The organism is Streptomyces sp. Je 1-4 4N24, from assembly GCF_026239515.1.
Taxonomy (GTDB): domain Bacteria; phylum Actinomycetota; class Actinomycetes; order Streptomycetales; family Streptomycetaceae; genus Streptomyces; species Streptomyces nigrescens.
Map to the genome: position 1 here is coordinate 4,466,749 of NZ_CP110836.1, position 24,187 is coordinate 4,490,935.

The 24,187-nt window shown below is 69.1% G+C and carries 27 protein-coding genes; 5 read left to right on the top strand and 22 right to left on the bottom strand.

Annotation, left to right across the window (positions count from 1 at the left end; all coding sequences use genetic code 11):
- The first annotated feature begins 21 nt into the window (after positions 1-21).
- Complete coding sequence (locus tag SLV14N_RS19295; protein WP_208682214.1) at positions 22-495, top strand: OsmC family protein; 474 nt, start codon at positions 22-24, stop codon at positions 493-495.
- Between the two features lie 92 nt (positions 496-587).
- On the opposite strand, the gene SLV14N_RS19300 is transcribed toward SLV14N_RS19295, so the two are convergent.
- The 3 genes from SLV14N_RS19300 to SLV14N_RS19310 all read right to left on the bottom strand — a co-directional run bounded on the left by SLV14N_RS19300 (position 588) and on the right by SLV14N_RS19310 (position 2,898).
- Positions 588-1,175 (bottom strand): Uma2 family endonuclease, encoded by a 588-nt coding sequence (locus tag SLV14N_RS19300; protein WP_263270317.1) that lies wholly within the window; start codon positions 1,173-1,175, stop codon positions 588-590.
- Positions 1,176-1,250: 75 nt separating this feature from the next.
- On the bottom strand, positions 1,251-2,177 hold the full coding sequence (locus tag SLV14N_RS19305) for a helix-turn-helix domain-containing protein (RefSeq protein WP_263270319.1): 927 nt from the start codon (positions 2,175-2,177) through the stop codon (positions 1,251-1,253).
- A gap of 310 nt (positions 2,178-2,487) precedes the next feature.
- Positions 2,488-2,898, bottom strand: coding sequence for an ATP-binding protein (locus SLV14N_RS19310; RefSeq protein WP_263270321.1), 411 nt, complete (start codon positions 2,896-2,898; stop codon positions 2,488-2,490).
- Positions 2,899-3,009: 111 nt separating this feature from the next.
- On the opposite strand from SLV14N_RS19310, the gene SLV14N_RS19315 reads away from it, so the two are divergent.
- Positions 3,010-3,858 (top strand): helix-turn-helix transcriptional regulator, encoded by an 849-nt coding sequence (locus SLV14N_RS19315; protein ID WP_263270323.1) that lies wholly within the window; start codon positions 3,010-3,012, stop codon positions 3,856-3,858.
- Positions 3,855-4,124, top strand: a complete 270-nt coding sequence (locus SLV14N_RS19320) for a DUF397 domain-containing protein (RefSeq protein ID WP_263270325.1) — start codon at positions 3,855-3,857, stop codon at positions 4,122-4,124. The genes SLV14N_RS19315 and SLV14N_RS19320 overlap by 4 nt, the downstream gene beginning before the upstream one ends.
- Position 4,125: 1 nt before the next feature.
- On the opposite strand, the gene SLV14N_RS19325 is transcribed toward SLV14N_RS19320, so the two are convergent.
- A complete protein-coding gene (locus SLV14N_RS19325) occupies positions 4,126-4,497 on the bottom strand; it encodes a cupin domain-containing protein (protein ID WP_263270327.1) in 372 nt (123 codons plus the stop codon).
- Between the two features lie 49 nt (positions 4,498-4,546).
- Here SLV14N_RS19325 and SLV14N_RS19330 point away from each other — a divergent pair, with 49 nt between their 5' ends.
- Positions 4,547-5,425 carry an AraC family transcriptional regulator gene (locus tag SLV14N_RS19330; RefSeq protein WP_263270329.1) on the top strand — a complete coding sequence of 293 codons (879 nt, stop codon included), beginning with the start codon at positions 4,547-4,549 and terminating at the stop codon, positions 5,423-5,425.
- Between the two features lie 143 nt (positions 5,426-5,568).
- On the opposite strand, the gene SLV14N_RS19335 is transcribed toward SLV14N_RS19330, so the two are convergent.
- From SLV14N_RS19335 to SLV14N_RS19380, 10 genes are all read right to left on the bottom strand, one after another.
- A complete protein-coding gene (locus SLV14N_RS19335) occupies positions 5,569-5,937 on the bottom strand; it encodes a peptidase inhibitor family I36 protein (RefSeq protein WP_208682225.1) in 369 nt (122 codons plus the stop codon).
- A 180-nt stretch (positions 5,938-6,117) separates the two neighbouring features.
- The gene (locus SLV14N_RS19340; protein ID WP_263270331.1) at positions 6,118-7,356 is read right to left on the bottom strand and encodes a multidrug effflux MFS transporter; all 1,239 of its coding nucleotides are present in this window, start codon (positions 7,354-7,356) and stop codon (positions 6,118-6,120) included.
- Positions 7,353-7,874 carry a MarR family winged helix-turn-helix transcriptional regulator gene (locus SLV14N_RS19345; RefSeq protein ID WP_263270333.1) on the bottom strand — a complete coding sequence of 174 codons (522 nt, stop codon included), beginning with the start codon at positions 7,872-7,874 and terminating at the stop codon, positions 7,353-7,355. The genes SLV14N_RS19340 and SLV14N_RS19345 overlap by 4 nt, the downstream gene beginning before the upstream one ends.
- Positions 7,875-8,052: 178 nt before the next feature.
- Positions 8,053-8,589 carry a SigE family RNA polymerase sigma factor gene (locus tag SLV14N_RS19350; protein ID WP_208682231.1) on the bottom strand — a complete coding sequence of 179 codons (537 nt, stop codon included), beginning with the start codon at positions 8,587-8,589 and terminating at the stop codon, positions 8,053-8,055.
- 163 nt (positions 8,590-8,752) lie between these two features.
- On the bottom strand, positions 8,753-9,919 hold the full coding sequence (locus SLV14N_RS19355) for a lipid-transfer protein (protein WP_263270334.1): 1,167 nt from the start codon (positions 9,917-9,919) through the stop codon (positions 8,753-8,755).
- Entirely contained in the window at positions 9,916-10,308 is a 393-nt protein-coding gene (locus SLV14N_RS19360) for a MaoC family dehydratase (RefSeq protein WP_263273218.1), read from the bottom strand. The genes SLV14N_RS19355 and SLV14N_RS19360 overlap by 4 nt, the downstream gene beginning before the upstream one ends.
- Before the next feature lie 32 nt (positions 10,309-10,340).
- Complete coding sequence (locus tag SLV14N_RS19365; RefSeq protein WP_263270336.1) at positions 10,341-11,615, bottom strand: acyl-CoA dehydrogenase family protein; 1,275 nt, start codon at positions 11,613-11,615, stop codon at positions 10,341-10,343.
- Between the two features lies 1 nt (position 11,616).
- Positions 11,617-12,753: a bifunctional MaoC family dehydratase N-terminal/OB-fold nucleic acid binding domain-containing protein gene (locus SLV14N_RS19370; RefSeq protein WP_263273219.1), complete on the bottom strand. Its 1,137-nt coding sequence runs from the start codon at positions 12,751-12,753 to the stop codon at positions 11,617-11,619.
- 122 nt (positions 12,754-12,875) lie between these two features.
- A complete protein-coding gene (locus SLV14N_RS19375; protein WP_263273220.1) occupies positions 12,876-14,177 on the bottom strand; it encodes an acyl-CoA dehydrogenase family protein in 1,302 nt (433 codons plus the stop codon).
- Between the two features lie 248 nt (positions 14,178-14,425).
- Positions 14,426-14,734, bottom strand: a complete 309-nt coding sequence (locus SLV14N_RS19380; RefSeq protein ID WP_263270338.1) for a hypothetical protein — start codon at positions 14,732-14,734, stop codon at positions 14,426-14,428.
- A 477-nt stretch (positions 14,735-15,211) separates the two neighbouring features.
- Here SLV14N_RS19380 and SLV14N_RS19385 point away from each other — a divergent pair, with 477 nt between their 5' ends.
- A complete protein-coding gene (locus SLV14N_RS19385) occupies positions 15,212-16,198 on the top strand; it encodes a bifunctional DNA primase/polymerase (RefSeq protein ID WP_263270340.1) in 987 nt (328 codons plus the stop codon).
- Between the two features lie 214 nt (positions 16,199-16,412).
- Here SLV14N_RS19385 and SLV14N_RS19390 read toward each other — a convergent pair whose 3' ends face one another.
- The 8 genes from SLV14N_RS19390 to SLV14N_RS19425 all read right to left on the bottom strand — a co-directional run bounded on the left by SLV14N_RS19390 (position 16,413) and on the right by SLV14N_RS19425 (position 23,724).
- Positions 16,413-17,171: a class I SAM-dependent methyltransferase gene (locus SLV14N_RS19390; RefSeq protein ID WP_263270342.1), complete on the bottom strand. Its 759-nt coding sequence runs from the start codon at positions 17,169-17,171 to the stop codon at positions 16,413-16,415.
- Between the two features lie 130 nt (positions 17,172-17,301).
- The gene (locus SLV14N_RS19395; RefSeq protein ID WP_263270344.1) at positions 17,302-17,814 is read right to left on the bottom strand and encodes a GNAT family N-acetyltransferase; all 513 of its coding nucleotides are present in this window, start codon (positions 17,812-17,814) and stop codon (positions 17,302-17,304) included.
- 285 nt (positions 17,815-18,099) lie between these two features.
- Entirely contained in the window at positions 18,100-18,579 is a 480-nt protein-coding gene (locus SLV14N_RS19400; protein ID WP_263270346.1) for a peptidoglycan-binding protein, read from the bottom strand.
- Between the two features lie 284 nt (positions 18,580-18,863).
- A complete protein-coding gene (locus SLV14N_RS19405) occupies positions 18,864-20,198 on the bottom strand; it encodes an SGNH/GDSL hydrolase family protein (protein WP_263270348.1) in 1,335 nt (444 codons plus the stop codon).
- 180 nt (positions 20,199-20,378) lie between these two features.
- Positions 20,379-21,113, bottom strand: coding sequence for a hypothetical protein (locus SLV14N_RS19410; RefSeq protein WP_208682238.1), 735 nt, complete (start codon positions 21,111-21,113; stop codon positions 20,379-20,381).
- Positions 21,114-21,124: 11 nt separating this feature from the next.
- Positions 21,125-21,739, bottom strand: a complete 615-nt coding sequence (locus SLV14N_RS19415) for a hypothetical protein (RefSeq protein ID WP_208682239.1) — start codon at positions 21,737-21,739, stop codon at positions 21,125-21,127.
- A gap of 43 nt (positions 21,740-21,782) precedes the next feature.
- Complete coding sequence (locus SLV14N_RS19420; RefSeq protein ID WP_208682241.1) at positions 21,783-22,598, bottom strand: TIGR04255 family protein; 816 nt, start codon at positions 22,596-22,598, stop codon at positions 21,783-21,785.
- A 787-nt stretch (positions 22,599-23,385) separates the two neighbouring features.
- Entirely contained in the window at positions 23,386-23,724 is a 339-nt protein-coding gene (locus SLV14N_RS19425; protein WP_208682243.1) for a peptidase inhibitor family I36 protein, read from the bottom strand.
- Between the last annotated feature and the right edge of the window lie 463 nt (positions 23,725-24,187).

Below are 24,187 nucleotides of genomic sequence, written 5' to 3' on the forward strand. Positions count from 1 at the left end.
CCACTCTCCTACCCTGGCCGCATGACTGAGACGCACACCTACGACGTAGCGATCGAATGGACCGGCAACCTCGGATCGGGCACGGATACCTACCGCTCCTTCAGTCGTGCCCATGAAGTCCTGGCCACGGGAAAGACGCCGATCGCCGCTTCCTCCGATCCGGCCTTCCGCGGCGACTCCTCCCGCTGGAACCCCGAGGAACTGCTCGTGGCCTCGGTCGCTCAGTGCCACATGCTCTGGTACCTCCACCTCTGCGCTGTCGGCGGAGTGACCGTTGTCGACTACGAGGACCGCGCTCACGGGGTCATGACCATGGACGCGCACGGCGGCGGGGGACAGATCACCGAGGTCGTGCTGCGCCCCGAGGTGACCGTCGCCGAGGCGTCGACGGTGGACACGGCTCGCGCCCTGCACGGCGACGTGCACGCGCTGTGCTTCATCGCCCGCTCGGTGAACTTCCCCATCCGTCACGAGCCGGTCATCCGGGTCCAGTAGGGCCAGTAGGGCCAGTAGGGGATCTCTCCGCTGCCGCTGACCGGCGGCAGCGGTCGCGAGGCGGGCTGCTCAGCGTGGCTACGGGTGACCTGCTACGGGTAACGCGGCAGATCCCGCGTCGTGATCGTCCACTCCCCGATGGTCACGTCCTCGCCGTAGACGAACTCTTTACGGGTCGCATAACGGGGGCCGATCGGCGTCAGATGGATGTCGGTGAGCACCGCGCCCGAGCCACTGCGCGGGTCAAAGATCACGTACACCGGAACGCCCAGCAGCGGATAGTCGCGCATCTTGCTCACCCAGTCGTTGTCCGGGTTGGAGCGGGACACCACTTCGATGGCGGCGATGAGGGCGCGTGGGTCGAAGGCCCCCTCGACTTCCATGTCCGCTTCGGCGATCACCATCACGTCAGGATGGCGCATGATGCCCTCCGCCTGACTTTCCACATCGGGGGTCCCCGTGTGGGCCACCAGTTCCTCCGGCATCACCTTCTCCAGGCGCTTCCGGACACGTAGCGTGGTGAGCTCATGAGGCCCGGCAGGCGCCATCATGTCGTGAACGATTCCTTCCTTCGTGATCTCGAATTTGCCTGGAAGGGTGTCGTCCATCGACTGAACGAACTCCCGCATGGCCTGGTACAGAAGGGCGTCCCGTTGCGCGTCGTCGGGGGCCATGGTCATGGCGCTCGCTCCTTGTCTCTGTCGATCTCTGTCGGCATTTCCGCCGACGTGCCGGCCGGAGTCCTCGGCTTCATGCTAGGCGGCGCCCCGCTCCGCCGCCGGGTGGCGGCAGTCGCGACAGCGGCCCGGGGCCGGTGCGCGGAAGGCGCGGTCGCAGCCGTCGCAGGTCTGGAGCGGGGACGGGCGGTCGCGGGAGAAGGCGACCTGGGACGCGGCCGGGAGGGGTGGTGGCAGCAGGTCCGTGAGGCGGTGGGCGAGGAGGGCTGCCGGGTGGCGGAGGGTGGCCGGGAGGCCGGCCGTCAGGGCACCGCGTACGGCCTCCGGGGAGGCTCCGCGTTCCAGCCAGGCAGCGACGGACGGGGTGAGGCGCTGGATGTCCCGTACGGAGAGCAGTAGCCGGGGATCGTCACGCCGGAGGTTCGCGAGGAGGGCGGCGGCCGGGGTGTGGTGAGCGCGGGTGCGGGGCTCGGGTGGTGGCGGCGAGGGCTCGCTCCGTACGCGGGGAGATGTGGTGCGTACGGGGGGAGGCTGCGGGGTCGGAGCGGGAGCGCGGGCGGCGTCCGCCGGAGCGGCCGGGACCGGTTCGACGGCGGTGCGGCGTTTGGCCTGCTCGGCGGCTTCGCGGGCGCGGCGGGCGCGGGTGGCCTGCGGGTTGTTGTACGAGATCGTGAGCGTGACCACCCGCCCGTCGTCCGTACGCCGCCGGACCCGTTCGAGGTAGCCGTACGCCTCCAACTCCCGTAAGGCGGCGGCGATCCGGTCCCGCCCCTCGGGGAACCGCCTGGCGAGCGTACGGATGTCGACCGGCGCACCTTCCGGCAGCGACTGGATGTGGGCGGCGAGCCCGATCGCCAGGCCCGACAGCGAACGATGCTGGGTGAGGTGGTTGCCGACGATCGTGTAGCCGGGGTCCTGGTGCTCGGTGACCTTGTGGACGCCGGACGGGGTTCGGCGAATGCCGTATTGGGCGCGCGCAGGCGCATTAAACTGCTGCTCAGCCATCAGGAAGGCTCGACTTCCTCGTTGGTCAGGCCCTCGATCGGGATGCCAGTCCCGGCCGGGGGCCGTCGCATGTGTGCGGGTTTTCGGGGTTGTTGCTGCCGAGAGTGCACGGGCGGGTGCTGCGGAAGCGAGTCTTCCGGTCGGGGATCACCCGCGTGAGTGACGACGCGGCCCGTCGGGGGCGGTTGGGCTGGGTTGGGTCGGTTTCTGTACCTGGGGTTATGGGGTCTTTTACGGGCCGAAACCCCGGCGCGCGGTGCACCGGCGTCCGGGTTTCCGGCCTCCGGTTGACGGGCGGACGGCCGCCCCATCAGCCCCACATCGGCAGGTCGAATTCCGCCCACACCGTCTTGCAGGGGAACGGTCCCCGACAGGTACCCCAGCGGTCGGCGAGCGCGTCGACCACCACCAGGCCGTGGCCCGACTCCCGTACGCCCGGGACGTGCCGGTCCGGAAGCCGGTCGCCGCGTGCATCCGTCACCTCGATACGGAGCGTGTCCGCGTCAGACAGCACAGTGAGACGGAAGTCCCGGCCCGGTACGCGCCCGTGCGTGGCGGCGTTCGCGGCCAGCTCGGCGATGACATGGGCCGGGGCCTCGAACGACAAGCCCCAGGACCGCAGTTCCTCCGTCGCAAGGAGCCGCGCCAGACGAGCGCCCCGGCGGGTGGCGGACAGCTGGACCTTGAACTGGAGCTTGTACTCGGCGATTTCCTGATTCATGTCACTCAGCGTGGTCGCGCGTGCTTACGCTGAATAGTGATGACGCCAGTACTCATGGTGATGTCCACGGGTTGTCCAGAGGCGTCCCAGCTGTCCAGGAGGTGGAAGCGGATGAATGTTGACGGTCCGGAAGACGGAGGCTGGGAACTCGACCCGGAAGACGACGCACAGGCGGCCGTTGAGGCAGTCGGGCGCCAGCTCAAAATGTGGCGGGAGGCGGCGGGGCTGCGTCCGGCTGAGTTCGGGGCGGCCGTCGGGTACGGGGAGAACCTGATCTACAAGATCGAGCGCGGGGTGCGTATCCCCCGCCCCGAGCTTCTCGACAAGGCCGATGAAGTGCTGGGCGCGGGCGGCAAGATCGCCGCGATGAAGAAGGACGTGGAGCGGGCCAGGTACCCGAAGAGGATTCGAGACCTGACGAGGTGGGAAGCCGAGGTCGTCGAGCTGGGCGCGTACGGCAATCACAACCTGCATGGACTGTTGCAGACAAAGGAGTACGCGCACGCATTGTTCGAGATGCGACGCCCTGCCTACTCGCCGGACAAGGTAGAGCGCGAGGTGGCCGCGCGTATGGCTCGTCAGTCGATCTTCGCCCGGACGCCCGCACCGGCCCTCATGTTCGTCCAGGAAGAAGTGACACTGCGCCGCCCAATCGGAGGCACAATGGTCCTGCGACAGCAACTCGAACACCTGTTGGAGGTAGGTCAGTTGCGGAACGTCGAGATCCAGGTGATGCCGACGAACCTCGACGATCACGCCGGGATGGGCGGTGAGATCGAGATTCTGAAATTCGGGGACGGTTCAGTAGTGGGACGCCCCGATGACCAGTTCAGCAGCCGTCTGATCTCCGGCCCGAGAGAGACCCGGATCCTCGAACTGCGGTATGGCATCATCCGGGCCCAGGCTCTCACGCCCCGGGAATCATTGGCCTTCATCGAGAAAGTACTGGGAGAGACATGACCCTCAAGCCCTCTGCCGGAGACGTTTCCGAGCTGGAGTGGACCAAGAGCAGCTACAGCGGCCAGGGCAACGGCAACGAGTGCCTGGAAGTCGCATGGCAGAAGAGCAGCTACAGCGGCGACAGCGACAGCAACGAGTGCCTCGAAGTCGCCCCCACCCCCTCCACCATCCACATCCGCGACTCCAAGAACCCCCACGGGCCACAACTGCACCTCCGGCCGTCCGCCTGGGCCGACTTCGTCGCGTACGCCGTCGCCCAGGGCTGAGTCAGACGAAGGACTCGGGGGCCTTGGTCCTCGGCCCTCCCGCGTCGCCCGTATTGGACGTACCGACCGGTTCGAAGAGCAGGATGGCGGTCTCCTCGTCCGCCACCGGGCAGTGTTCGACGCCCTGGGGGACCACGTACAGCTCGCCGGGTCCGAGCGTCACGTCGCCGTCCCTGAGCTGGAGGGTGAGCCGGCCGCTGATGACCAGGAACAGTTCATCGGTGTCGTCGTGCTTGTGCCAGACGAATTCGCCCTTCAGCTTGGCGAGTTTGACCTCGTAGTCGTTGAGTTGGGCGATCTTCTTCTGCGACCACAGGTCACTGAACTGCGCGAGCCTGTCGGCGATATTGACGGGAACGGGAGAATTGTTCATGCCTTGAGACTGCCGTGCCCGGTATCCGGCGGTCTTGTACGTTCCTGGCATGACAGACGGCCCGCCCCGTACGACGATCAGCGCCTGGCGCCCGACCGTGCCGGGCATCGCCGAGGTCTTCCATGCGCACTTCACCGAGCACGCGTATCCGTCCCACACCCATGACACCTGGGCCCTGATGATCCTCAATGACGGGGCGGTCGACTTCGCCTGTGACCGCCACCGTCATGGCGCGGCCGGCAGCGGCACGGTCGTACTGCTGCCGCCCGGTGTCGCCCATGACGGCAGGACGGTGACCGCGGCCGGGTTCCGCAAGCGCGTGCTCTACCTCGACGCGACCGTGCTCCCCGAGGAACTGACCGGCCGGGCGGTGGACGGCCCGGTCTTCGGCGACGAGCTGCTGCGCCATCGCATCCACCAGCTGCACACGTCCCTGGGCCACCCTGGCGAGGGGCACGCAGCCGCTGTGCACCTGGATGACGTGCACACGAGCGCCGTGCCCACAGGCGAGGCGTTCGAAGCCGAATCCCGGCTGGCCTTCATCCGGGAGCGGCTGTTCTTCCACCTGGCCGCGCTCCGGCCGCCGCGTACGCCGGGCCGGGAGGCAAACCGGCTGGCCGCCGCGTTGCGGGACCTCCTGGACGCCCGGCTGCCGACCGGTATCTCGCTGCAGGAGGCGGCCGCCGTCCTGCACGCCCACCCCACGCATCTGATCCGCTGCTTCAAGCAGACCTACGGTCTGCCGCCGCACACCTACCTGACCGGCAAGCGCATCGAGCGGGCCCGTGGACTCCTGCTCGACGGCCGGCGTCCGGCGGAGGTCGCGGCCACCGTGGGCTTCCACGACCAAGCCCATTTGAACCGGCACTTCACCCGGCACGTGGGCACGACCCCGTCGCGCTACGCGGCTACGCGACGGCGCTCCTGACCAACCAAACGGCCGCGCTTGCGGCGTTCACACCGCGGAGTCCCGCGACCAGCGCTAGTCGCGGGACTCCGGTTCTTCCTTTGTGCTCCTGGCGTCGGACCGCCCGAACCGGGCCGGCCGTCAGCCACGCAAGGGTGTCGCCCTCAGCGCCAGCTGACAGCGGTCATGTTGGGGTTCTCCTGACCCGGGCTGAGGGTCACCTTCGCGCCACCGCAACCCGGGTGGTCGTAGAACGAGTAGACCTCGCCGGTGTGGTTGACGACCGACTTCGCGATGGTCGGGGTCGCACCACATATCGGCATGTTCGCCGGGTTGACGTTCGACGGGGTCCCGCGGAAGTCGGGCTCGGGGAAGAAGCACACATTGTCGACCGGGCAGGCGGCCTTGGCCCTCGCCTCGCTCTGGGCCGCGTCGCCGGACGACGCCTGAGCGCTGGTCGCGAGGCCAAGGGTCAGCACGCCGGCGGCCGCGGCGGACAGTACGGCACCGGTCCGCAGACGACGGTTGCGCATTGCTTTCTCCTTCTGTCGTGTGGACTGTCACCCGCCACACGAATCCCGGCGCGCTCCCGTATGACGGCGGATCGTGTGGCCTGCATCACACGTCCCAGCGGAGCAATTCGTCGAACGCGGCTTCCACCACCTGCACTTCGGCGCCACCGGGCCGCGGCAGCAGAAGGGGGGCAGCAATCCTTACGAGGCGTGTGCGCGTTTGGCCGCGATCGCGGCCAGGGTGCCCAACGCGAGACAGCTGGTCATCACGGCGGCCATGGGCGCCGGGCTTTGCGTACCGAACAGCCCGACCAAGGGGGAGACGGCCGCGCCGAAGAGGAACTGGCCTCCCCCCAGGAGTGCGGAGGTGGCTCCGGGGGCAGCGCGTCCGCGGCTCTGAGCGACGGTGATCACAGCTGGGAAGAAGATGCCGCATGCGCTGATAGTGATCAACAGGCATAGCCAGGTCGTCGGCATGGTGCTGCCGGCGGTCGCCTGGAGGAGGAGCAACGCCGCCACCCCTGTCGCCGCCAGCGCGCCGCTGATGATGAGGAGATCCTCAGGGGGCCGTCGTTTGGCCAGGCGGCCGTAGGCCAGGCTTCCTGCCATGTTGCCGACGGCGTTGACGCCGTAGACGAGGCTGGAAAGAGCTGGGGAGAGGCGGTAGATGTCCTGGAAGAGGAAAGTGGTTCCGGCGATATAGGCGAACACGGCGGCTCCACCACAGGCGAGGGCCAGCACCGGTGTGAGGACCGCGCGCTGTGCGGCGACCTGTCCGATGGCGCGCAAACTTGCGGCCGGCCCGCCGGTGAGGCGGGTGTGCGGCGGATGGGACTCGGGAATCCAGTGCCATACGCCCAGTGCCAGGAGTACACCCATGAGGGCCAGGACGGCGAAGACGTAGCGCCAGGAAACCGCCAGCAGCAGAGCACCTCCGGCCAACGGTGCCAGGACCGGGGCCGCCGCGGTGATGGCCCCCAGGCGGGAGAAGACCGAGGGAAGTTCACGGTCGTCGAAGAGATCGGCGACGACAGCACGGGAGACGACGATCCCGGCCGCTCCCGCGATGCCCTGCCCGACCCGTGCCGCGATGAGCACCTCCACCGTGGGCGCCAGAGCGCACACGGTGGAGAAGGCGGCAAACAGCACGGAGCCGCCGATGAGGACGGGCCGGCGGCCGACCGCATCGCTGAGGGGGCCCAGGACAAGTTGCCCGACGATGATCCCGGCCAAGAAGCCGGTCAGTGACATCTGTGCGCCGGAAGCATCAGTCGATAAGGACCGGGCCAGGTCAGGGAGGGCGGGGACGTACATGTCCGTGGCCAGCGGACTGGCGCCGCTCAGCCCGGCCAGAACCATCAACAGCGGGAGTCGGTTCGGCAGTTCGGAGGACGGACTCGGAAGGCCTCCTGACGCCTGGCCGGTTGAGTGAGCAGTCATAGCGCCGGGGCCGCCCCCTCGCCCTGCGCGGACGCCTGCGCAGGCCCACTGCGCCCCTCGGTGGCAACCTCGGCCGCCGCCACCTGCTCCAGCAGCCCGGCGGCGATCTGCACCACACCGCGCTCGGCCGGCGACAGCGTCTGGCGCAGTGCCGCCGCCAGCCAGGCATTGCCGTCCCGCACATGCTCCCGCAGCGCCTCGCGGCCCGCTTCCGTGACCTCGATGTTCTGCCGGCGGGCATCCACGTCGCTGCGCGACCGGCGGATTCGCCCCTGCTCCTCCAACTCGTTGAGCACCCGGGTCAGGGACTGGGTCTGCAGCCCTTCGATGGCGGCCAGTTCTGAAGGGGTCAGCGCGCCGCTGTGCCGAAGGTTGGCAAGCACGGATGCGGCCAGTCGCGTCAGGGACCGGTGGTTCCCCGGCTGCTCGGCGCGCAATCGGGAAGCCAGGCGGGACACCCCCCACCGCAACGCCTCAGCCAGGGCCAGATCATTCGATGCCTCGTCTGGATCACCCATACTTACCAAGCTAAGGCTTTGCAATTCCCCTATTCAAATGTCGATCAGGCCAAATCTCGTAAGCTTTGGCTTGGCTTCATGGAGGGTCGAAGTCCAGGCCCGCCGGGGCGATGAAGCCGTCGATGCAGGTCACCTGGTGGCACCGAGGGTGCCCGATCGGGGCGCTACACCGTCCGGATCAGGACGAGAGCATCCCCAGTTCCGGGTCTTCCCTGAGTTTGGCCAGGGCGCGGGAGACGGCGCTCTTGACCGTGCCGATGGAGACCTCCATGACCTCGGCGGTCTGGGCCTCGCTGAGGTCCTCGTAATACCTGAGGACGACCATGGCCCGCTGACGGGCGGGCAGTCGCATCACCGCGCGCCACATCGCGTCGCGCAGGCCCTGGAGTTCGGCCGGGTCCGGGCCCGGCAGCGGGTCCGGCTCCGGCATCTCGTCGACGGCGAATTCCTCGACCTTGCGCTTGCGCCACTGGGAGGTGCGGGTGTTGATCAGCGCGCGGCGGACATAGCCGTCCAGGGCGCGGTGGTCCTCGATACGGTCCCAGGCCACATAGGTCTTGGTCAGCGCCGTCTGGAGGAGGTCCTCGGCGTCGTTCGGGTTGGGTGACATCGACCGCGCAGCGCGCAGCAGGACCGGCCCCCGGGCCCGTACATAGGACGAGAACGTCGGGAACACAGCGGCGGTCGAAGCGCTGGTGCACACTGGCGTGGTCATGGGCACCACGCTAGGAGCGAGGGTGGGGTGAAGGGATCGCCCCCAGGTGCCGAAGCCCTATCCGCCTCAAGTTGTACGGGTGGGGTCTGCCTCACCTCCTTCAGGGGGACAGGGCGAGGCGTACCCCTAGGGTCTGCGATCACGGTTTTGGTCCTCGGCCCCGTCAGCCGTCCGCGCCGAGGACCAGCCCCGAGGTCGGCACCCCCGTACCCGCGGTGACCAGCACATGTGCGGGGGTGCCCGCCTGGTTGACGGAGGTGCCGCGGAGCTGGCGGACAGCCTCGGCGATGCCGTTCATGCCGTGCAGGTAGGCCTCGCCGAGCTGGCCGCCGTGGGTGTTCAGGGGGAGGGTGTCCGCGGCGACGAAGTCCGAGGCCTCGCCGGGCGCACAGAAGCCGAACTCCTCCAGCTGCATCAGCACGAAGGGGGTGAAGTGGTCGTAGAGGATCGCGACGTCGATATCGGCGGGGGCGAGGCCGGAGGTCCGCCAGAGCTGGCGGGCGACCACGTTCATCTCAGGGAGCCCGGTCAGACCGTCGCGGTAGAAGCTGGTCATCTGCTCCTGGGCGCGGCCCGCGCCCTGTGCCGCGGCCGTGATCAGCGCCGGCGGGTGGGGCAGCGCACGGGCCCGCTCCGGCGAGGTCACCACGATCGCCTGGGCACCGTCCGTCTCCTGGCAGCAGTCCAGCAGCCGTAGTGGCTCCACGATCCAGCGGGAGGCTGCGTGGTCGGCGAGGGTGATGGGCTTGTTGTGGAAGTACGCCGCCGGATTGCGGGCGGCGTGCCGGCGGTCGGTGACCGCGACCGGGCCGAAGGCGTCCGGGGTCAGACCGTAGGTGTGCAGATAGCGCTGGGCGGCCATGGCGACCCAGGAGGCCGGGGTGAGCAGGCCGAAGGGGAGGTTCCAGCCGAGCGCCGCGCCCTCGGCGGAAGGCTCCCGCTGCTGCACACCGGAGCCGAAGCGGCGGCCGGAGCGTTCGTTGAACGCGCGGTAGCAGACGACGACTTCGGCGATGCCGGTGGCGACCGCGAGGGCCGCCTGCTGGACGGTGGCGCAGGCCGCGCCGCCGCCGTAGTGGACCCGGGAGAAGAACGAGAGCTCGCCGATGCCGGCCGCCTGGGCGACGGTGATCTCGGGGTTGGTGTCCATGGTGAAGGTGACCAGCCCGTCGACGTCCGCGGGGGTCAGCCCGGCGTCGTCGAGGGCGGCGCGTACGGCCTCGACGGCGAGCTGCAGTTCGCTGCGGCCGGAGTCCTTGGAGAACTCGGTCGCGCCGATACCGGCAACGGCGGCCCGGCCACCGAGGGAGTCGGGGCGGTGAACGCTCATATCGTGCCCTCCGGGAGGCCCACGGTCACCGTGCCGGTGACGTGGTGGCCGATGCCGTTCGCTCCGACGACCCGCACCACCGCCGCACCGTCCGTCACCTCGGTGATGGTTCCGCTCAACACCATGGTGTCTCCGGGGTAGTTGGGGGCGCCCAGGCGGATAGCGACCTTGCGTAGGGTGCAGCGGGGGCCGAAGTGGTCGGTGATGTAGCGGCCGACCAGCCCGTTGGTGGTGAGGATGTTCATGAAGATCTCCGGGGAGCCCTTCGCGCGGGCCGCCTCGGCGTCATGGTGCACGTCCTGGTAGTCGCGGGAGGCGAGCGCTCCGGCGACGATCAGGGTGCGGGTGAGGGGGATGGTGAGGGTGGGGAGCTCGTCACCGGCTTTCATCTCGTCACCGGCTTTCATCTCGTCACCGGCTTTCATGGGGCCTCCGTCCGGGTCCGGGTCGGCTGGTCCGGGCGGGCGGGCGGCGTCGCGCGCTCCCCGGTGAGCAACTCCCCCAGCTCCTCCAGGGCTTCGGCTCCCGAGCCCAGATATCCGGCGAGCTGTCTGCCCCAGAGGAAGTGCCGGTGGACGGGGTGGTCGACGTCGGCGCCGATACCGCCGTGCAGATGCTGGCCGGTGTGCACCACACGGGTGCCCGCCTCGGACGCCCACCAGGCGGCGGTCAGCGCATGCGGTCCGGCGTCCAGGCCCGCGTCCCGGCGCCAGGCCGCCTCGTAGGCGGTGAGCCGGATGGCCTCGATGTCCATGTGGGCGTCGGCGGCGCGCAGCAGCACGCCCTGGTTCGTGGAGAGCGGGCGGCCGAACTGTTCGCGGGTGGTCGTGTGGGCCACCGCACGGGCCAGGGAACCGGCGCAGACACCTGCCTGGAGACCGGCGAAGGCGGTGCGGGCGAGGGCGAGGATGTCGGTGTAGGCGTCGGGGCGGGTGGGGGCGGGGGGCTCGGTGGTGCGGGCCGGGATCTGGGCGTCGTGCGCCGGGGTCTGGGCGTTGTTGGCCGGGGCCTGGGCGTCGTGGGCCGGGGTCTGGGCGTCGCGGGCGGGGGTCTGGGCGTTGTTGGCCGGGGCCTGGGCGACGTGGGCGAGGGACTCGGCGTCGTGGCCCAGGCGTTCGGCGCGGGCGCCGTCCAGGGTGAGGCGGGCGGCCGACCACGGTGCGGTGGTCTCGACCGGCTCCCGCCGCGCCCCGGCGTCGTCGGGGCGTACGAGCCACAGCGTCCGCGTGCCCCCGTCCGGCACCAGGACATGGGTGGCCGCGCGCAACCACGGCACCACGGGGACGATGCCGGTCAGCCGCCCCGTCCCGTCCGCCGCCTCCTCGGCCCGTACGCCGCCGCGCCGTGCCGGAAAGGCCCCGGTGGCGACCGCTTCACCGGTCCGCAGCGCCGGCAGCAGCCGCGCCCGCTGCGCCGCGCTGCCGTGCGCGCCGACCGCCAGCAGGCCGTACACACAGGTCACGGCGAACGGCACCTGCGCCGTCGTACGGCCCTGCTCCTCCAGCATCAGGACGAGGCCGAGCAGGCCGGTCTCCTCCGCGGCGCCCGGCAGACCGGCCGCGCACAGCGCCTTCCACAGTCCGGCGTCGGTGCCGCTGCCGCCCGCGGCGAGGCGCTCGGGTGTGGACAGATCGCCGAAGATCTCCGCGGCCAGCTCACGGGCCGCCGTCTGCTCCGGCGTGGGCGTGAAGTCCATCTCACCCCTCACCGCCCTCGGCCACCCGGAAGACCGGCAGCTCCAACTCCTCGTCCGCACGCAGGAATTCGAGCCGTACGGGCATCCCTATCCGCACCTTGTCGTAGGGGGTGCCGACGATGTTGCTGACCATCCGCACCCCCTCCGCCAGCTCGATCAAACCGACCGCGTAGGGGCTCGCCGCGCCGGGGCCTGCTGGGTCGGGGCCTGCTGGGTCGGGGCCTGCTGGGTCGGGGCCTGCCGCGGCCGGGTCCGCCGCTGCGCCCGGACCCGCCCCGTCGGCCTGCTGGTCGGGCGCCGTGAAGGCGGGGAAGGGCGGATGGTGCATCACGACGTAGGAGAAGACCGTTCCCGCACCGCTCGCCCCGACGGTGTCCCACTCGGGCGACCCGCAGGCGTTGCACCCCGGCAGCCAGGGGAAGCGCAGCGTCCGGCAGCCCGTGCAGCGCTGGATCAGCAGCCGGTGCCGGCGGACGCCCTCCCAGAAGCCGGCGTTGTCACGGTTGATGACGGGGCGGGGGCGCAGCGGTGTGCGGCGCTCGGGCGTCTTGCGCTGCTCGGCCGCTGTGGGCTGCTCGGGCGTTATGCACTGCTCAGCCGCTGTGGGCTGCTCGGTCGCGCGGGACGGCGCGGCCGCGCGGGACGGCTCGGTCACCTTCGGCCGCTCGGTCGCCTTCGGCCGCTCGGTCGCCTTCGGCCGCTCGGCCGTCTTGGGGGGCCGTGCCGCCGGGGCGTACTTGAGGACGCGGAAGCGATGCGTCCCGGCGGGCTCGCCGTCCGCGCGGATATCCATCCGCGTCGTGATGAAGTGCCCGGTGCCCAGCTTCGTGGTCTTGCGCTCCGACACCGATTCGATCACCGAGTCGAAGGTGATCCGGTCACCGGGCCGCAGCGGCCGCAGATACTCCTGCTCGCAGTCGGTGGCCACGATGGAGGTGTAACCGGCGCTGTCCAGCAGCCGGGACAGTTCGTCGTAAGCCCCCGAGCGGTCCGCGTGGCCCGAGAGGCCGCCCATCGTCCAGGCCTGCAGCATGGTCGGCGGGGCGATGGCGTCCGGTCCCCGGTAGGCGGGATGGGTGTCGCCCACGGCCTCGCACCAGTGCCGGATCATCGGCTCGTTGACCAGGTCCTTCCCCACACCGGCGGCCGCGGTCGGCCGGCCCTCATAGGCCTTGAGCCGCTCGTGTGTGAGGTCGGGGGGAGGACCGTCGCCGGGCCCGGCCGCCTTCGCCCCCTCAGGAGACACACCGCTCACCCCGTTCATCGCCGTCCCCTCCGCATCCCCAGCCGCATCGTCGCGACGATCTCCCGCTGGACCTCGCTCACTCCGCCCCCGAAGGTGTTGATCTGCGCCGCACGGTTCATCCGCTCCAGCTCCCCGCCCCCGAAGACGCCCGGCGAACCGGCCCGTATCAGGGCGGCGTCGCCGGCCACCTCCTGGCACATCCGGTAGACCTCGACGGTGCTCTCCGTGCCCGCGAACTTGACGCCGCCGGCGTCGCCGGGGCTGAGCGTCCCGGCGCCCACATCGCCGACCAGCCGCCAGTTCAGCAGCCGGGTGGCGGCCAGCCGGGCGTGCGCCTCGGCGAGCCGGGACCGTACCCAGGGGCGGTCGGCGGGCCGCTCGCCGGTCTCCCGGTCCGGCGTACGGGCGTACGCCAGCGCCGCCCCGAAAGCGTCCTCGGCCTGCATGCCGATGGCGGCCAACGCGACGCGTTCATGGTTGAGCTGATGGGTGATCAGCTGCCAGCCGGCGTTCTCCTCACCGACGAGGTTCCCGGCCGGCACGCGGATGCCGTCGTAGTACGTGGCGGTGGTCGTGAGCCCGCCGACGGTCTCGATCGGCGTCCACGAGAAGCCGGGGGCGTCGGTGGGCACAAGGATGATCGAGATGCCCCGGTGCTTGGGCGCGTCGGGATCGGTACGGCAGGCGAGCCAGATCCAGTCGGCCCGCTGGGCATTGCTGGTGAAGCTCTTGCTGCCGTTGATCAGCCAGTGGGCACCGTCGGGGGCACCACCTGACTGGGCACCCACGGGCCGGACACCCTCGGGGGCGCCACTTTGCTGAGCACCCTCGGGGGTGCCACCTGGCTGGGCCCCCTCGGCGGCACCCACTGGCCGGGCACCCTCAGGGGCGCCGTCGCCCGGCTGCTTCACCGCGCGGGTACGGAGGGCGGCGAGGTCGGTGCCGGCCTCGGGCTCCGTATAACCGATCGCGAAGACGAGCTCGCCACTGAGGATGCGCGGCAGGAAGTAGTCCTTCTGCTGCTGGGTCCCGTACTTCATCAGGGTCGGGCCGACGGTGTTGAGGGTGACCATCGAGACCGGGGCGCCCGCGCGGTACGCCTCGTCGAAGAAGACGAACTGCTCGTCGGGGCCGCGGCCCTGCCCTCCGTACGCGGTCGGCCAGCCCAGTCCCAGCATGCCGTCGGCGCCGATCCGGCGCAGTACCGCACGCTGCGCCGCGGAGTCCTCGACCGGCCCGTCCGGCAGCACCTCCCGGAAGTACGAACGGAGTGCGGTGCGCAGTCGCTCCTGGTGCGCGGTGGGGGCGAGGTGCACGTCGGCGGCCTCCCCTTCTGGTGGCCGTACGCCCGGTGCGCTGGGTCCGGGCATACGAACGAGCGAGCGGGTTTCTGACTGTCCGTCAGAAACCCGCTCACTGTCAAGGTCGGCGCAGTGAACCCCGGAGAAGCCCCATTCTCTCCGTGCCGACCCTGACGTCTCCCCTTCCGGCCGACCGCCGCGCCCCCTGCGCGGCGGGCCGGATCACCCGAAGTTGTTGGATCGCCCAGGGTTGAGGAACCGGATTACCCGGGGTTGTTGAAGGTGACGGTGGCGTTGGTCTGCTCGATCTCCGTGGGGCCGGACGGGCCGTTCACGCTCGCGGTGTTGTTCTGGTTGGAGGCGCCGGCGCCGTTGGCGACCTGCTGCCCGGTGGTCGAGTTGCCGAGGTTGTCGCCTCCGACGCCGGTCCCCGTCTGGCTCGTCGCCGCCGAGCTCGACCCACTGGTCGCAAAGCCGCCGTTGTCGGCCTGCGCCACGCCGGTGAAAAGCGCGGCAGCAAAGGGCAGTGCGGCGGCCACGGCGGTGACGCGGGCGGTACGGATGCTTGCCATGTCTCTTCCTCCTACGGAACACGACTTCTGGAACTGACCTGCGGGCTTGCTGTGTGGGCCTGTTGGGCGGGCCTACTGGGCCCGCCTGCCGGGCCCGCTTGCCGGTCTCCCTGGCCGGTCCGCTGTGCTCGATCCGCCTTGCTCGATCCGCATACGAATTACTGAACTCCGCTTGTTCATCAGGTAGTTGGCCGACCACTGTGACGCTTGCCTCGACGTCGCGAACTCAGCCTTGCCCACGAATCCCCGGTGAACCCGTCGCGAACCAGCGATTCCCCCGCAAGCATGAGGAACCCCGGGTAAACCCCCGTCGCACCCGTCACCCCGGTCACACCCCCACATCGACGCCCGCCCGCGCCTGGGCCCCGCCCACGGCACGGCCGACGGGCCCCACCCGGCGCACCGACGAACCGGTGCGCGGGCCACTGCGCACACGCCCCCCTTCCCTTCGTCGAACATTCGTACGAAAATAGAGCCATGGCCATGCACCGCCGCCATGCCGGAACACCGACCGACCACCCGCCCGATCCCTGGGCCGGCGGCCGCCCTGCCCCAGGGGCCGGCCCGCAGCCCGATGCTCAGCCCAATCCGTGGGCCGACCTGCGCTTCGCCCGGCCCACGACCGACGCACCCGCCACCGCTCTCGCCCAGGCACTCCTCGCCGCCGAGGCCGGCTACTCCGTCATACCGCTGACCCGCAGCAAGCTCCCCGCCCTCCGGTCCCCGCACCGCGGGCACCCCGAGGTCCCGCCCTGCCGCGGCGCCTGCGGCCGGCTCGGACACGGGGTCCACGACGCGCGTACCGACCCGCTCGCCGTCCGCCGGATGTTCGCCGCCGCGCCGTGGGCCACCGGCTACGGCATCGCCTGCGGACGGCCCCCGCACCGCCTCATCGGCATCGACCTCGACACCAAGAACGGCGCCGACGGCCTGACCGCCCTCCGGTTCCTCGCCGAACAGCACGACTTCCCGGTCCCGCCGACCGTCACGGTCCTGACCCCCAGCGGCGGCCGCCACCTCTGGTTCACCGGCCCGCCGTCCCCGCCCGTATCGAATTCGGTCGGCCGGCTCGCCCCCGGTATCGACGTCCGCGGCGCGGGCGGCTATCTCGTCGGCCCCGGCTCGCTCACCACCCACGGCCGCTATGTCCTTGCACCGGACACACCACACCGCCCCGCCCCCGTACCGACCACCCTGCTCACGCTCCTCACGGCCCCACCCCCGGCCACCCACCGCGAGCCGCCGTACGGCGTCCCGCCCCAGCCCGCCGCCGCGCTCATACGGTTCGTCCGGGCATCCCCGCCCGGCCAGCGCAATGCCCGCCTCTTCTGGGCCGCCTGCCGCGCCGAGGAGTCCGGCCTCGGCCAGGAACTCGCCGCCAGGCTGCTGGAGGCCGCCCGCCACACCGGCCTGTCCGCGGAGGAGGCCCGCGCGACGATCGCCTCGGCGGCCCGCCGCCGGTAGGGAGCGGCCGTCCAGCGGCCGTCCAGCGGCGCGGCCAGAACAGGCAGCCGGAAGAGACGGACCGAAGAGATCGGCCAAAAGGGCGAGCCGAAGAGACTGACCGGAGAGACAGACCGGAGAGACCAGTCGCAGAGGGCCAGCCGGCGAGGCCGGCCCGGAGGCCGACCGCAGAAGCGGCCCGAAGAAGCAGCTCGCAGAAGCGGCCCGAAGAAGATCAGACCTTCCGCGCCTCGATAAGAAACCGGGTCGTCTGCGCCACAAAGGGCCCATCCCTGCGGATCAGCTCATCCAACTCCCGCAACCGGTCCCGGTATTGCGCGACCGTGAAGCCGGGCACCATCCACACCACCTTCCGCAGGAAGTAGATGACCGCCCCGATGTCGAAGAACTCGGTCCGCAGCGACTCCGTACGCAGCTCGACCACCTCAAGGCCCGCGGCCTCCGCCGCCCGGCGCGCGTCCTCGGGATGACGGCCCCGTCGAATGTGCTCCGGCTGCGGCCCCAGGAAGTACTCCACCAGCTCGAACACACTGGCCGGGCCGACCTGCTGGGAGAAGTACGTACCGCCGGTCCGCAGCACCCGGGCGATCTCCTCCCACCACACGGTTACGGGATGACGGCTCGTCACCAGGTCGAAGGCCTCATCGGCGAACGGCAGCGGCGGCTCGTCCGCATCGGCCACCACCACCGCGCCGAGCGGATGCAACAGCGCGGTGGCCTTGGCGACATTCGGCGGCCAGGACTCCGTGGCCACCATCACCGGCGGCAGCTTCGCCGCCCCGGCGAGCACCTCACCGCCGCCCGTCTGGATGTCCAACGCCGCCGACGCACCCGCCAACCGCTCACTCATCGCCCGCTGATATCCCCACGAGGGCCGCGCCTCCGTGGCCCGCCCCGCCAGCCACGAGAAGTCCCACCCCTCGACCGATACGGCCTCCGCCTCGGCCACCAGTTCCTCAAATGATCGCGTCATACCCACACAATCACCGCAAATGACCTGCCTGGCCAGCGATTTACGCCGCCCTGCCCGCAGCCTGCCACCCGGCGGCCCCTCGCGCTCTCACGCCCCGGTCCGCGCCCTGCCCCGCCCTGCGATCACAGGATCAACTCTCCCCACCGTGCCCCACCAGGAAGGCGAGCTCCGGCCGGTCCCACATCACCGCAGGCGGATTCGCCGGCACCGTTCCGACCGGCCGGGCACCCATGCTGCGGTAGAAACCCTCGGCAGGCGGATGCGACACCACCCGCACGCTGTCGAGCCCGGCGCGGCACGCCTCCTCCCGCATGTGCTCAACCAGCCGCCGCCCGATGCCGTACCCCTGCGCATGGTCCGCCACAAACATCAGATCCAGCTCGGCCGGCTCCACCATGAGCGCATAGAACCCCAACACCCGCTCAGACTCCCGCTCACCCGCGCCCGCACCACCGCCCTCCTCCTCAGCGGCGACAAACACCCGATGCGCTTCGATGTAGTCCGGCCCCACCCGATACCCCTCGACCATCGAGGAATACCGCCCCTCATAGGCGCGAGAACTCCGCACCAGCCGGGTGAGCCGCCCGGCATCCCGCCCCTCGGCCCGCCGGATCACCACAACCCCCCACCGGGACCCGCCCATTTCCCCCGCCCTCCGCGCACCCACCGTGACCACTGCCCACTTTCCGCATCACACCTGAAAGGTAATTCCGAATTCCACCAGTTTACCGCGCCACCCCACAGCACTCCCGCCCCACAGCAATCCCGAATCCCCACCCCCACGGCAATCCGGCAATCCCCACCTCACAGAAATCCCCGCCCGCAGCCGCCATATCCCCCGGCAGCCACGGCAGGGATTTCACGCAACGCAATGCGAGTTGACGGCACACCGGCCGGATCGGGCGCCACACCGGCGTACCGGCCAGTCTCACTCAGCGGCGCCGACGTCCTCCTCCGGGAACGGAACACGCAGCTGGTCCCAGGACTTCCGCCCCGGCCAGCCGTCCGCGTCCGAGCCCGAGTACCCCAAGGCGCGCTGGAAGGAGGCATAGGCCTGGCGGTGCTTGTCATTCCACTTGGGCCCGGGCCCGCTGAACCCGTAAGGGGAGCCGCACCCTTCCTCCACCAGGCGCAGCCCCATCATCTGGATGATCGGGCTGGTCGGCAGCGTCTTGAACCATTCACCACCGGGGAACGGAACGAAGCTGGGATCGCCGGGCTGCGGCTCTCCCGTCGAAGCCTTGGCGACAATCAGCCGCTGTCCTACCTTGATGACGTTGGGATCTGAAATTTTGTTCCAGAGCTGAAGCTGCTTCACAGTGGTATGGAAACGAGAGGCGATCCCGGAAAGCGTGTCACCGGCAATCACGACGTAGTACTTGTCCTGTGTGGTCTGTTGAGTGCTCATGACACTCACGCTAGAAGCCTTTCCAGGCACCCGCACGTTTTCCTCACAGCAGCCACTGACTGCCCAACTCCCGACTTCACCGCGGTCATTTTACCGCCAGAGCCCACCACGGGCATGCCGGAATCCCGGCGCACACGACACCACCACAACAAAAGGAAAGGATGCCTCAATAAAAAGTGGCCCAATAAACCAACTCGGGCGACTGGGTGCCGGACATCTCCATGCCCGGCCGCGGTCCCCCGTACCGCCCCCGTCACTCCGTCACTCCGTCACCCGACGCGCCCTCAAAGTCCCCAGGGATCAAAGGCGTTGGCAATCGCCTGGTAGCCGGCGTCGTTGGGGTGCAGCCCGTCCTCGTAGACATATCCCGGACGCGGCCGGTCCGGATGGGCCGGGTCCGCCAAGGCCTTGTCGAAGTCGACGACCGCGTCATAGGCCCCGCTGGTGCGGATCCAGTGGTTGACCCGCGCACGAAGCCGCTCGACCTTGGCGGAGTAGCCCGGATACCCCCTCAGCGGCACCAGGGTGGCCCCGATGACCTTGATCCCCCGCCCGTGCGCGGCGCGGATCAACGCCCGGTAGCCCTCGGTGATCCGGCGCACCGAGACCGGCTTGTGCGACGACGGGAAGCAGGGACCCGTGGCCCAGTTGGCCCCGACATCATTCGCCCCCAGCTCGACAATCACCGTACGCACCCCCGGCCGGTCCAGAACGTCCCGGCGAAACCGCGTGACGCCCTTCTCCCCGAAGCAGGAACTGCTGGTCAGCAGCATGCTTCCGGCGATGCCGGCATTGACCACACCGAGGTTCCGGCGGGCGGCAACCAGCCGCTCGGCCAGGTCGTCCGTATACCGGCCATGGGCCTGCGGCGTGGACCCCACCCCATCGGTGGCCGAATCCCCCAACGCCACCACCGTGTTCCGCCGCTCCCGGAACGGCCCGGACACATCGACCCCACTGAGAAAGTAGGAGGACTGCGAGGACTGGCGATAGACCCTGGCCAGCACATCATTGAGGTGATTCCCGCCGGCCCGATAGGACGTCACCAGCCCGGCCCGGTGAAAGGTGGCCGGCCCGGTCGCCCCGGCGAAGTAGAGAGTGACGACCAGATTCTCCAGCGGGGACGTGGACAGCCTCACCGCATCGCCGACCGCCTCCCCGCCGACCGGAATCACCGTCGAACCGGAGTGCCGACCGGAGTGCCGACCGGAGTGCCGAAAGGTCACCTTCCGTGTGGTCCCGGGCCAGGCCTGCGCCCCTCCCCCGGACCGCGCGATCACCGCACCGTCCACCCGCAGCGGCGCCTTACCGAACCGGTTGGACAGCCTGATCCGCACCCGGGCCCCACCCGCACTGACCCGCACGACCTGACGAACCGACTGATGCCGAAAGCCCTTCTCCGACCAGTTCGGAACGTCATCCACATCCCCCTCGACGGGCCGCTGCACGGCAGCCCCCCACGTCTCCGTCCAACGGGCCGACCGCTGCCCCGCGGCATCCACATCAGCCGCGGCACCACCGCCGCCCGCCGCTCCCCCTGTCCCCGCGAGCGCCATCACCATCGCCATCCCCACCAGAGGCACCACACGCCGGGCCGGAACGAACGGAAAGACACCCATGGGCCGCCCACCTTCAAGTCATCAGCAGATGCGCACCGTTCGCCCACCACAGCAAGCCGACTTCAGCCGCTCCCCCGACGCGCCTCCGCAGTCTCAACCCGGCCCGAGGCCCCCCACATCTGCCATTCGGCAGAGAAGTACTGCCCTGTATCTGGAAGGAGTCCTTGAAGCGGCTCTCGATCAGGACTTGTAGCGACTCTCGATCTCCTTCATCACTTCGCACACGATGTCCGTCTCCTGCTGGATGTCGGACAGCCGCCGGCGACGGTCTTCCGCGGTCAGGTACGCATCGAACTCCTGCTCCGCCCGCGCCAGGCTGTCGTCCGTCCACTCCTTCCACGAGTCGCACGCCGCCTCGACCCAGTCGTGCTGAAGCTCGATCTCCCTGTTCACTCCCCGCATCCCGGCCCGCAGATCGCCCAGCGGGACGACGACGCGTGAGAAGTGATGAAAAGAGCGCTGCAGGAGATGCAGTCGGCCGGTGTCCGTCAGGGTGGCTATTCGCTTACCCCGGTTCAATTCCGAAGAGGGGACGGTGGCGAGCTTGGAGAAGTCGGCGACATGCGTACCGCCGCGCACCTCGCGGTCCCGCAAATTGGCGAGCGGCATCAGCGCATACCGGCTTTTCCAGAGACGATCCCATGCATCGGCACCGTCCAGCACTTTCTTGCCGCTGAACTCCTCGACCGCGATCATTGTGACGTGATCCACCAGGACCGCACCCTTCCGCATGGTGCAGGGGTGCAGAAAAAGCATGCCCATTGTGCTTGCCAGGCCCGGTAAGTTGACGTTTTCGAAAATGTCGCCCTGATGCCACGGAAGAACTAGAGGAGGGGCGTCCTCGTCCACATCGGGGACGCCCCTGTAGGCGTACAGCTCGCCGATGCACGGAATCTGGTCGAGCTGTTCCGCCATGCACGCCTCCGTCAACTTCGAGGCCGGAGCGATGGCCTTCCGTCCTCGGCAATGAATACTTCGTACTCACTCTTTTGGGTACTGCGCCACTCGGGCAGCAGTCGCTCCAACAGCGTAGCCGGTTGTTCGTCTCCTGCGCCCAGTTCGAGCAAATCCACTGCGGTGAGAGGCGTATAGAGATCGAGCGGAGTTACGGTGTACCCGTCAAGTACAGGAAGGGAGATCCACTGAGCGGGATCTGCCACACCCGCTTCGCCGAGGATCCGAAGAAAGGCGACCAGTCCGGCGAGATTATCTCTGTTATCAGGAGTCACACCGCCGGCTCTACGCCACTTTCGCAACGCCGGGACGCTCACCCCGAGCATCCGGGACATTGCCACCCACGAGAGGCCTTGCTCTGTCGACAGGTCACGGAGCATGTCCTCGACCGACAGGGACCTGGCCAGTTCCTGTCGCCTCTCCCGCAGCCACTTCCTGCGGTGGTCCTGGCGCCCCCGCTCATGGCGCCGGTGACGCATGCGCAAGCGCTGGCCGTCTTCCCGCCACTGCGCGTCCAGGGCCTGATAGCTGGTGTAACTCTGTTGCTCCGCAGCCCACTCGGCGCGTGGCCGGATGCTGTCCGCCACGGCCCGCAAGACGTCTAAGTCGAGGCGCCCTCTTGCTCTCGGATCATTCATCCGGATCCCCCCTGAAATGTTTCCTCGCGCGCTCCGTGATCGATGCCTGGAAGAGTTCGCCGGCGGGGCGATGAAGTCGATCACAGATCTTCACGATTTGATCGGGATCGAACTTCACGGGCTCACTCGGATCCCAGAAGCTATCGATATCGAGAGCAAAGAACCTGCTGTTCTCCGGCTCCGCTCTTTTCTTTCGCCGCACGGCCACATCCCGGTCGACGATGGTGGTACCGATGACATCGCCATAGCGAAATCCGGTCCAGCAGTCGTCCTCGAGATGGAAGAGAACATGACCCATGGAGCCTGCCGCATGGCCGCTCGGCAGCAGTCCTTGGCCGGCCAGCAGAGACTCGGACACCCACTTCGGCCAATCAGGATCCGCGGCGGTCTCTCCCGGCACACGAATCTCATTCACATAGCGGACCCCGACCCGGCGGACCATGGCTCCCGGAACGCTTTCCGCCAGCGCCGCCAGAGCCACTCCGAGAAACGCGTCGAATTTCTCGAACTGTGTGTAGGAGGTCGTATCCACGGTCAGCGCGCTGGCCTTGAGCAGCACGGACGCCTCGGAGTCGGCAGTGAAAGCGCGGAGTGCCGGCAAGACCTGAGGAGGGATGTCTTCATCGACCTCCTCCAGCTTCACGGCAAGAGCGCGCTCCTGCTGAAGCAGTGGAAAACTCTGCCGGACACCCTCGGCGAATGCATCGCGCACTGCGGGCTGGTTGACCCGTGGCTCATAGGAAAGGGTGATCTCAGCTGTTACATAGACCAGTGGTGCATGGAGGAAGACCTCGCGTCCCGGATACATTGAGACCGCTCACCCCTTCACCTGCCTAGCTGTCTGGACTGTGTCTCACTAGCCCGTTCCCGTGGAACCAGCAGCCTGCATGAGATCGTGTGGCGTATTGCGTGAACCGAACCTGTAACCAGAACTGTAACCAGATCTGGGCCCTTCCGCACCCGAAGAACGAGACATTCACTCAATCGCAACGCCGAAATCCCGCCACGTGAGATCCCGGGGATCTGTTCCTTCGGTCCTTGTGCGCTGCTCCAGCGGCCCTGACCTGCTGTTTCAGTGGCCGGCTGCCGCTTTCGGGTCGGCGTTCGCGATTCGAACCTGAGCACGCCACTCCCTGGCGCGCGGGCGCTAACACCCTTGCAGCATCCGCCACTTGGCGCCCGTGACGCCAAGCAGTAGCGGTTTTCCTCCCGTGCAGCCCCACCACTCGGCGAGGGCCGGACATCCACGCCGCGGGCTCGGGCGCTGCGGGCTCCGGGCTCCGGGCTCCGGGCCTGACGGTGCCGGTCCACTCCCCGGCGGCCCCTTGGCCGCAGCCTGGCCACACGCCCTGGTCACGGGCGAGACAGGGACGCCCGGGGTGGAAACCAAACGCAGCCGGAGGGGGCCCCGAAAATACCGGAACCCGCTCCGACTGCTGACTCAAGCCCCTCAGAGCCCAAAGGGGCCGTGCCCGCCACTGTCCGGCGGGCACGGCCCCTTCGTCGGTTCCGGCAAATACACGGCCCGGATCCGGATGCGATGGCCGGAGCCGTGTCTCGCTTTCTGCAGGTGCTGACTAACTCCTAGCAGGCGGTCACGGGCCGATGACCGCGATGGACTTAATCGTCGCCCCCGGCTTGGTCTGCCCCCAGTGACCGGGCTTGATGTCGACGGTCTTGCCGGAGCACGAGACGTCGCTGTAGACCCGGATCTTCCTCTTGGTCTGGTTGGAGACGGTCTTGCCGTTCCACGGGTAACAGCCCGGCGAGGGGTTCACGCCGCTGGTGCGCTTCGTGCCACCGAAGTCATTCTTCGACCACGTGCAGACCGAGCCCTTCCGGCAGACGGACGAGGCAGAGGCAGTCGTTGAGGTGGCGAGCGGCAGCGTCGCGATGAGCGCAGCGCCGCCGAGCGCAATGAGCTTCGTCTTCAAGGGTGGTACTCCGTTCCCCCGTATGGATCATGGTCAGTAACGAGCATCCCAACGCGCGTTCGACCCGGGCAATCGCTTTTCAGCCAACCTCCGCGGCCCCGCGCCTGGCACCACCGCTTCACCCAGCCCCTGGCCAGCCACATCGTGCAGGCCAGAGGCTGGACAGGCCGAGAGTTTCGGTCATGTCGAATCGCCGTCGGGTCGGGAGCCCGAGGAACCAACTTGGTCCAGAGGTTGGCCGCACACTGAACAGCACTCACCCGACGGACCCCTCAGGCTGCGGTGAGCCACAACTGGTAGGCACCGCATCAGGGGAGCTCGGCCCGGCATGCCTGCCCTGGGCGGCGGGGTCAAACGGGTGGTGGCGCCTCGTGCTGAACCGTCCGGATCCGTTGGCGGCCACGCCCGTTGATGTCGGGGCATGGATGTCACCCCCAGGTCCCTCCGCGTGAACTGCAGGCAG

Coding starts and splice junctions, on each gene's coding strand:
- SLV14N_RS19325 (WP_263270327.1), bottom strand. CDS start 4,497: ATGAACAATTCTCCCGTTCCCGTCAATATCGCCGACAGGCTCGCGCAG.
- SLV14N_RS19385 (WP_263270340.1), top strand. CDS start 15,212: ATGGCCATGCACCGCCGCCATGCCGGAACACCGACCGACCACCCGCCC.
- SLV14N_RS19310 (WP_263270321.1), bottom strand. CDS start 2,898: ATGAATCAGGAAATCGCCGAGTACAAGCTCCAGTTCAAGGTCCAGCTG.
- SLV14N_RS19355 (WP_263270334.1), bottom strand. CDS start 9,919: ATGAGCGTTCACCGCCCCGACTCCCTCGGTGGCCGGGCCGCCGTTGCC.
- SLV14N_RS19365 (WP_263270336.1), bottom strand. CDS start 11,615: ATGGACTTCACGCCCACGCCGGAGCAGACGGCGGCCCGTGAGCTGGCC.
- SLV14N_RS19380 (WP_263270338.1), bottom strand. CDS start 14,734: ATGGCAAGCATCCGTACCGCCCGCGTCACCGCCGTGGCCGCCGCACTG.
- SLV14N_RS19320 (WP_263270325.1), top strand. CDS start 3,855: ATGACCCTCAAGCCCTCTGCCGGAGACGTTTCCGAGCTGGAGTGGACC.
- SLV14N_RS19345 (WP_263270333.1), bottom strand. CDS start 7,874: ATGGGTGATCCAGACGAGGCATCGAATGATCTGGCCCTGGCTGAGGCG.
- SLV14N_RS19335 (WP_208682225.1), bottom strand. CDS start 5,937: ATGCGCAACCGTCGTCTGCGGACCGGTGCCGTACTGTCCGCCGCGGCC.
- SLV14N_RS19315 (WP_263270323.1), top strand. CDS start 3,010: ATGAATGTTGACGGTCCGGAAGACGGAGGCTGGGAACTCGACCCGGAA.
- SLV14N_RS19410 (WP_208682238.1), bottom strand. CDS start 21,113: ATGGCGGAACAGCTCGACCAGATTCCGTGCATCGGCGAGCTGTACGCC.
- SLV14N_RS19405 (WP_263270348.1), bottom strand. CDS start 20,198: ATGGGTGTCTTTCCGTTCGTTCCGGCCCGGCGTGTGGTGCCTCTGGTG.
- SLV14N_RS19390 (WP_263270342.1), bottom strand. CDS start 17,171: ATGACGCGATCATTTGAGGAACTGGTGGCCGAGGCGGAGGCCGTATCG.
- SLV14N_RS19400 (WP_263270346.1), bottom strand. CDS start 18,579: ATGAGCACTCAACAGACCACACAGGACAAGTACTACGTCGTGATTGCC.
- SLV14N_RS19350 (WP_208682231.1), bottom strand. CDS start 8,589: ATGACCACGCCAGTGTGCACCAGCGCTTCGACCGCCGCTGTGTTCCCG.
- SLV14N_RS19330 (WP_263270329.1), top strand. CDS start 4,547: ATGACAGACGGCCCGCCCCGTACGACGATCAGCGCCTGGCGCCCGACC.
- SLV14N_RS19305 (WP_263270319.1), bottom strand. CDS start 2,177: ATGGCTGAGCAGCAGTTTAATGCGCCTGCGCGCGCCCAATACGGCATT.
- SLV14N_RS19300 (WP_263270317.1), bottom strand. CDS start 1,175: ATGACCATGGCCCCCGACGACGCGCAACGGGACGCCCTTCTGTACCAG.
- SLV14N_RS19340 (WP_263270331.1), bottom strand. CDS start 7,356: ATGACTGCTCACTCAACCGGCCAGGCGTCAGGAGGCCTTCCGAGTCCG.
- SLV14N_RS19360 (WP_263273218.1), bottom strand. CDS start 10,308: ATGAAAGCCGGTGACGAGCTCCCCACCCTCACCATCCCCCTCACCCGC.
- SLV14N_RS19395 (WP_263270344.1), bottom strand. CDS start 17,814: ATGGGCGGGTCCCGGTGGGGGGTTGTGGTGATCCGGCGGGCCGAGGGG.
- SLV14N_RS19420 (WP_208682241.1), bottom strand. CDS start 22,598: ATGTATCCGGGACGCGAGGTCTTCCTCCATGCACCACTGGTCTATGTA.
- SLV14N_RS19295 (WP_208682214.1), top strand. CDS start 22: ATGACTGAGACGCACACCTACGACGTAGCGATCGAATGGACCGGCAAC.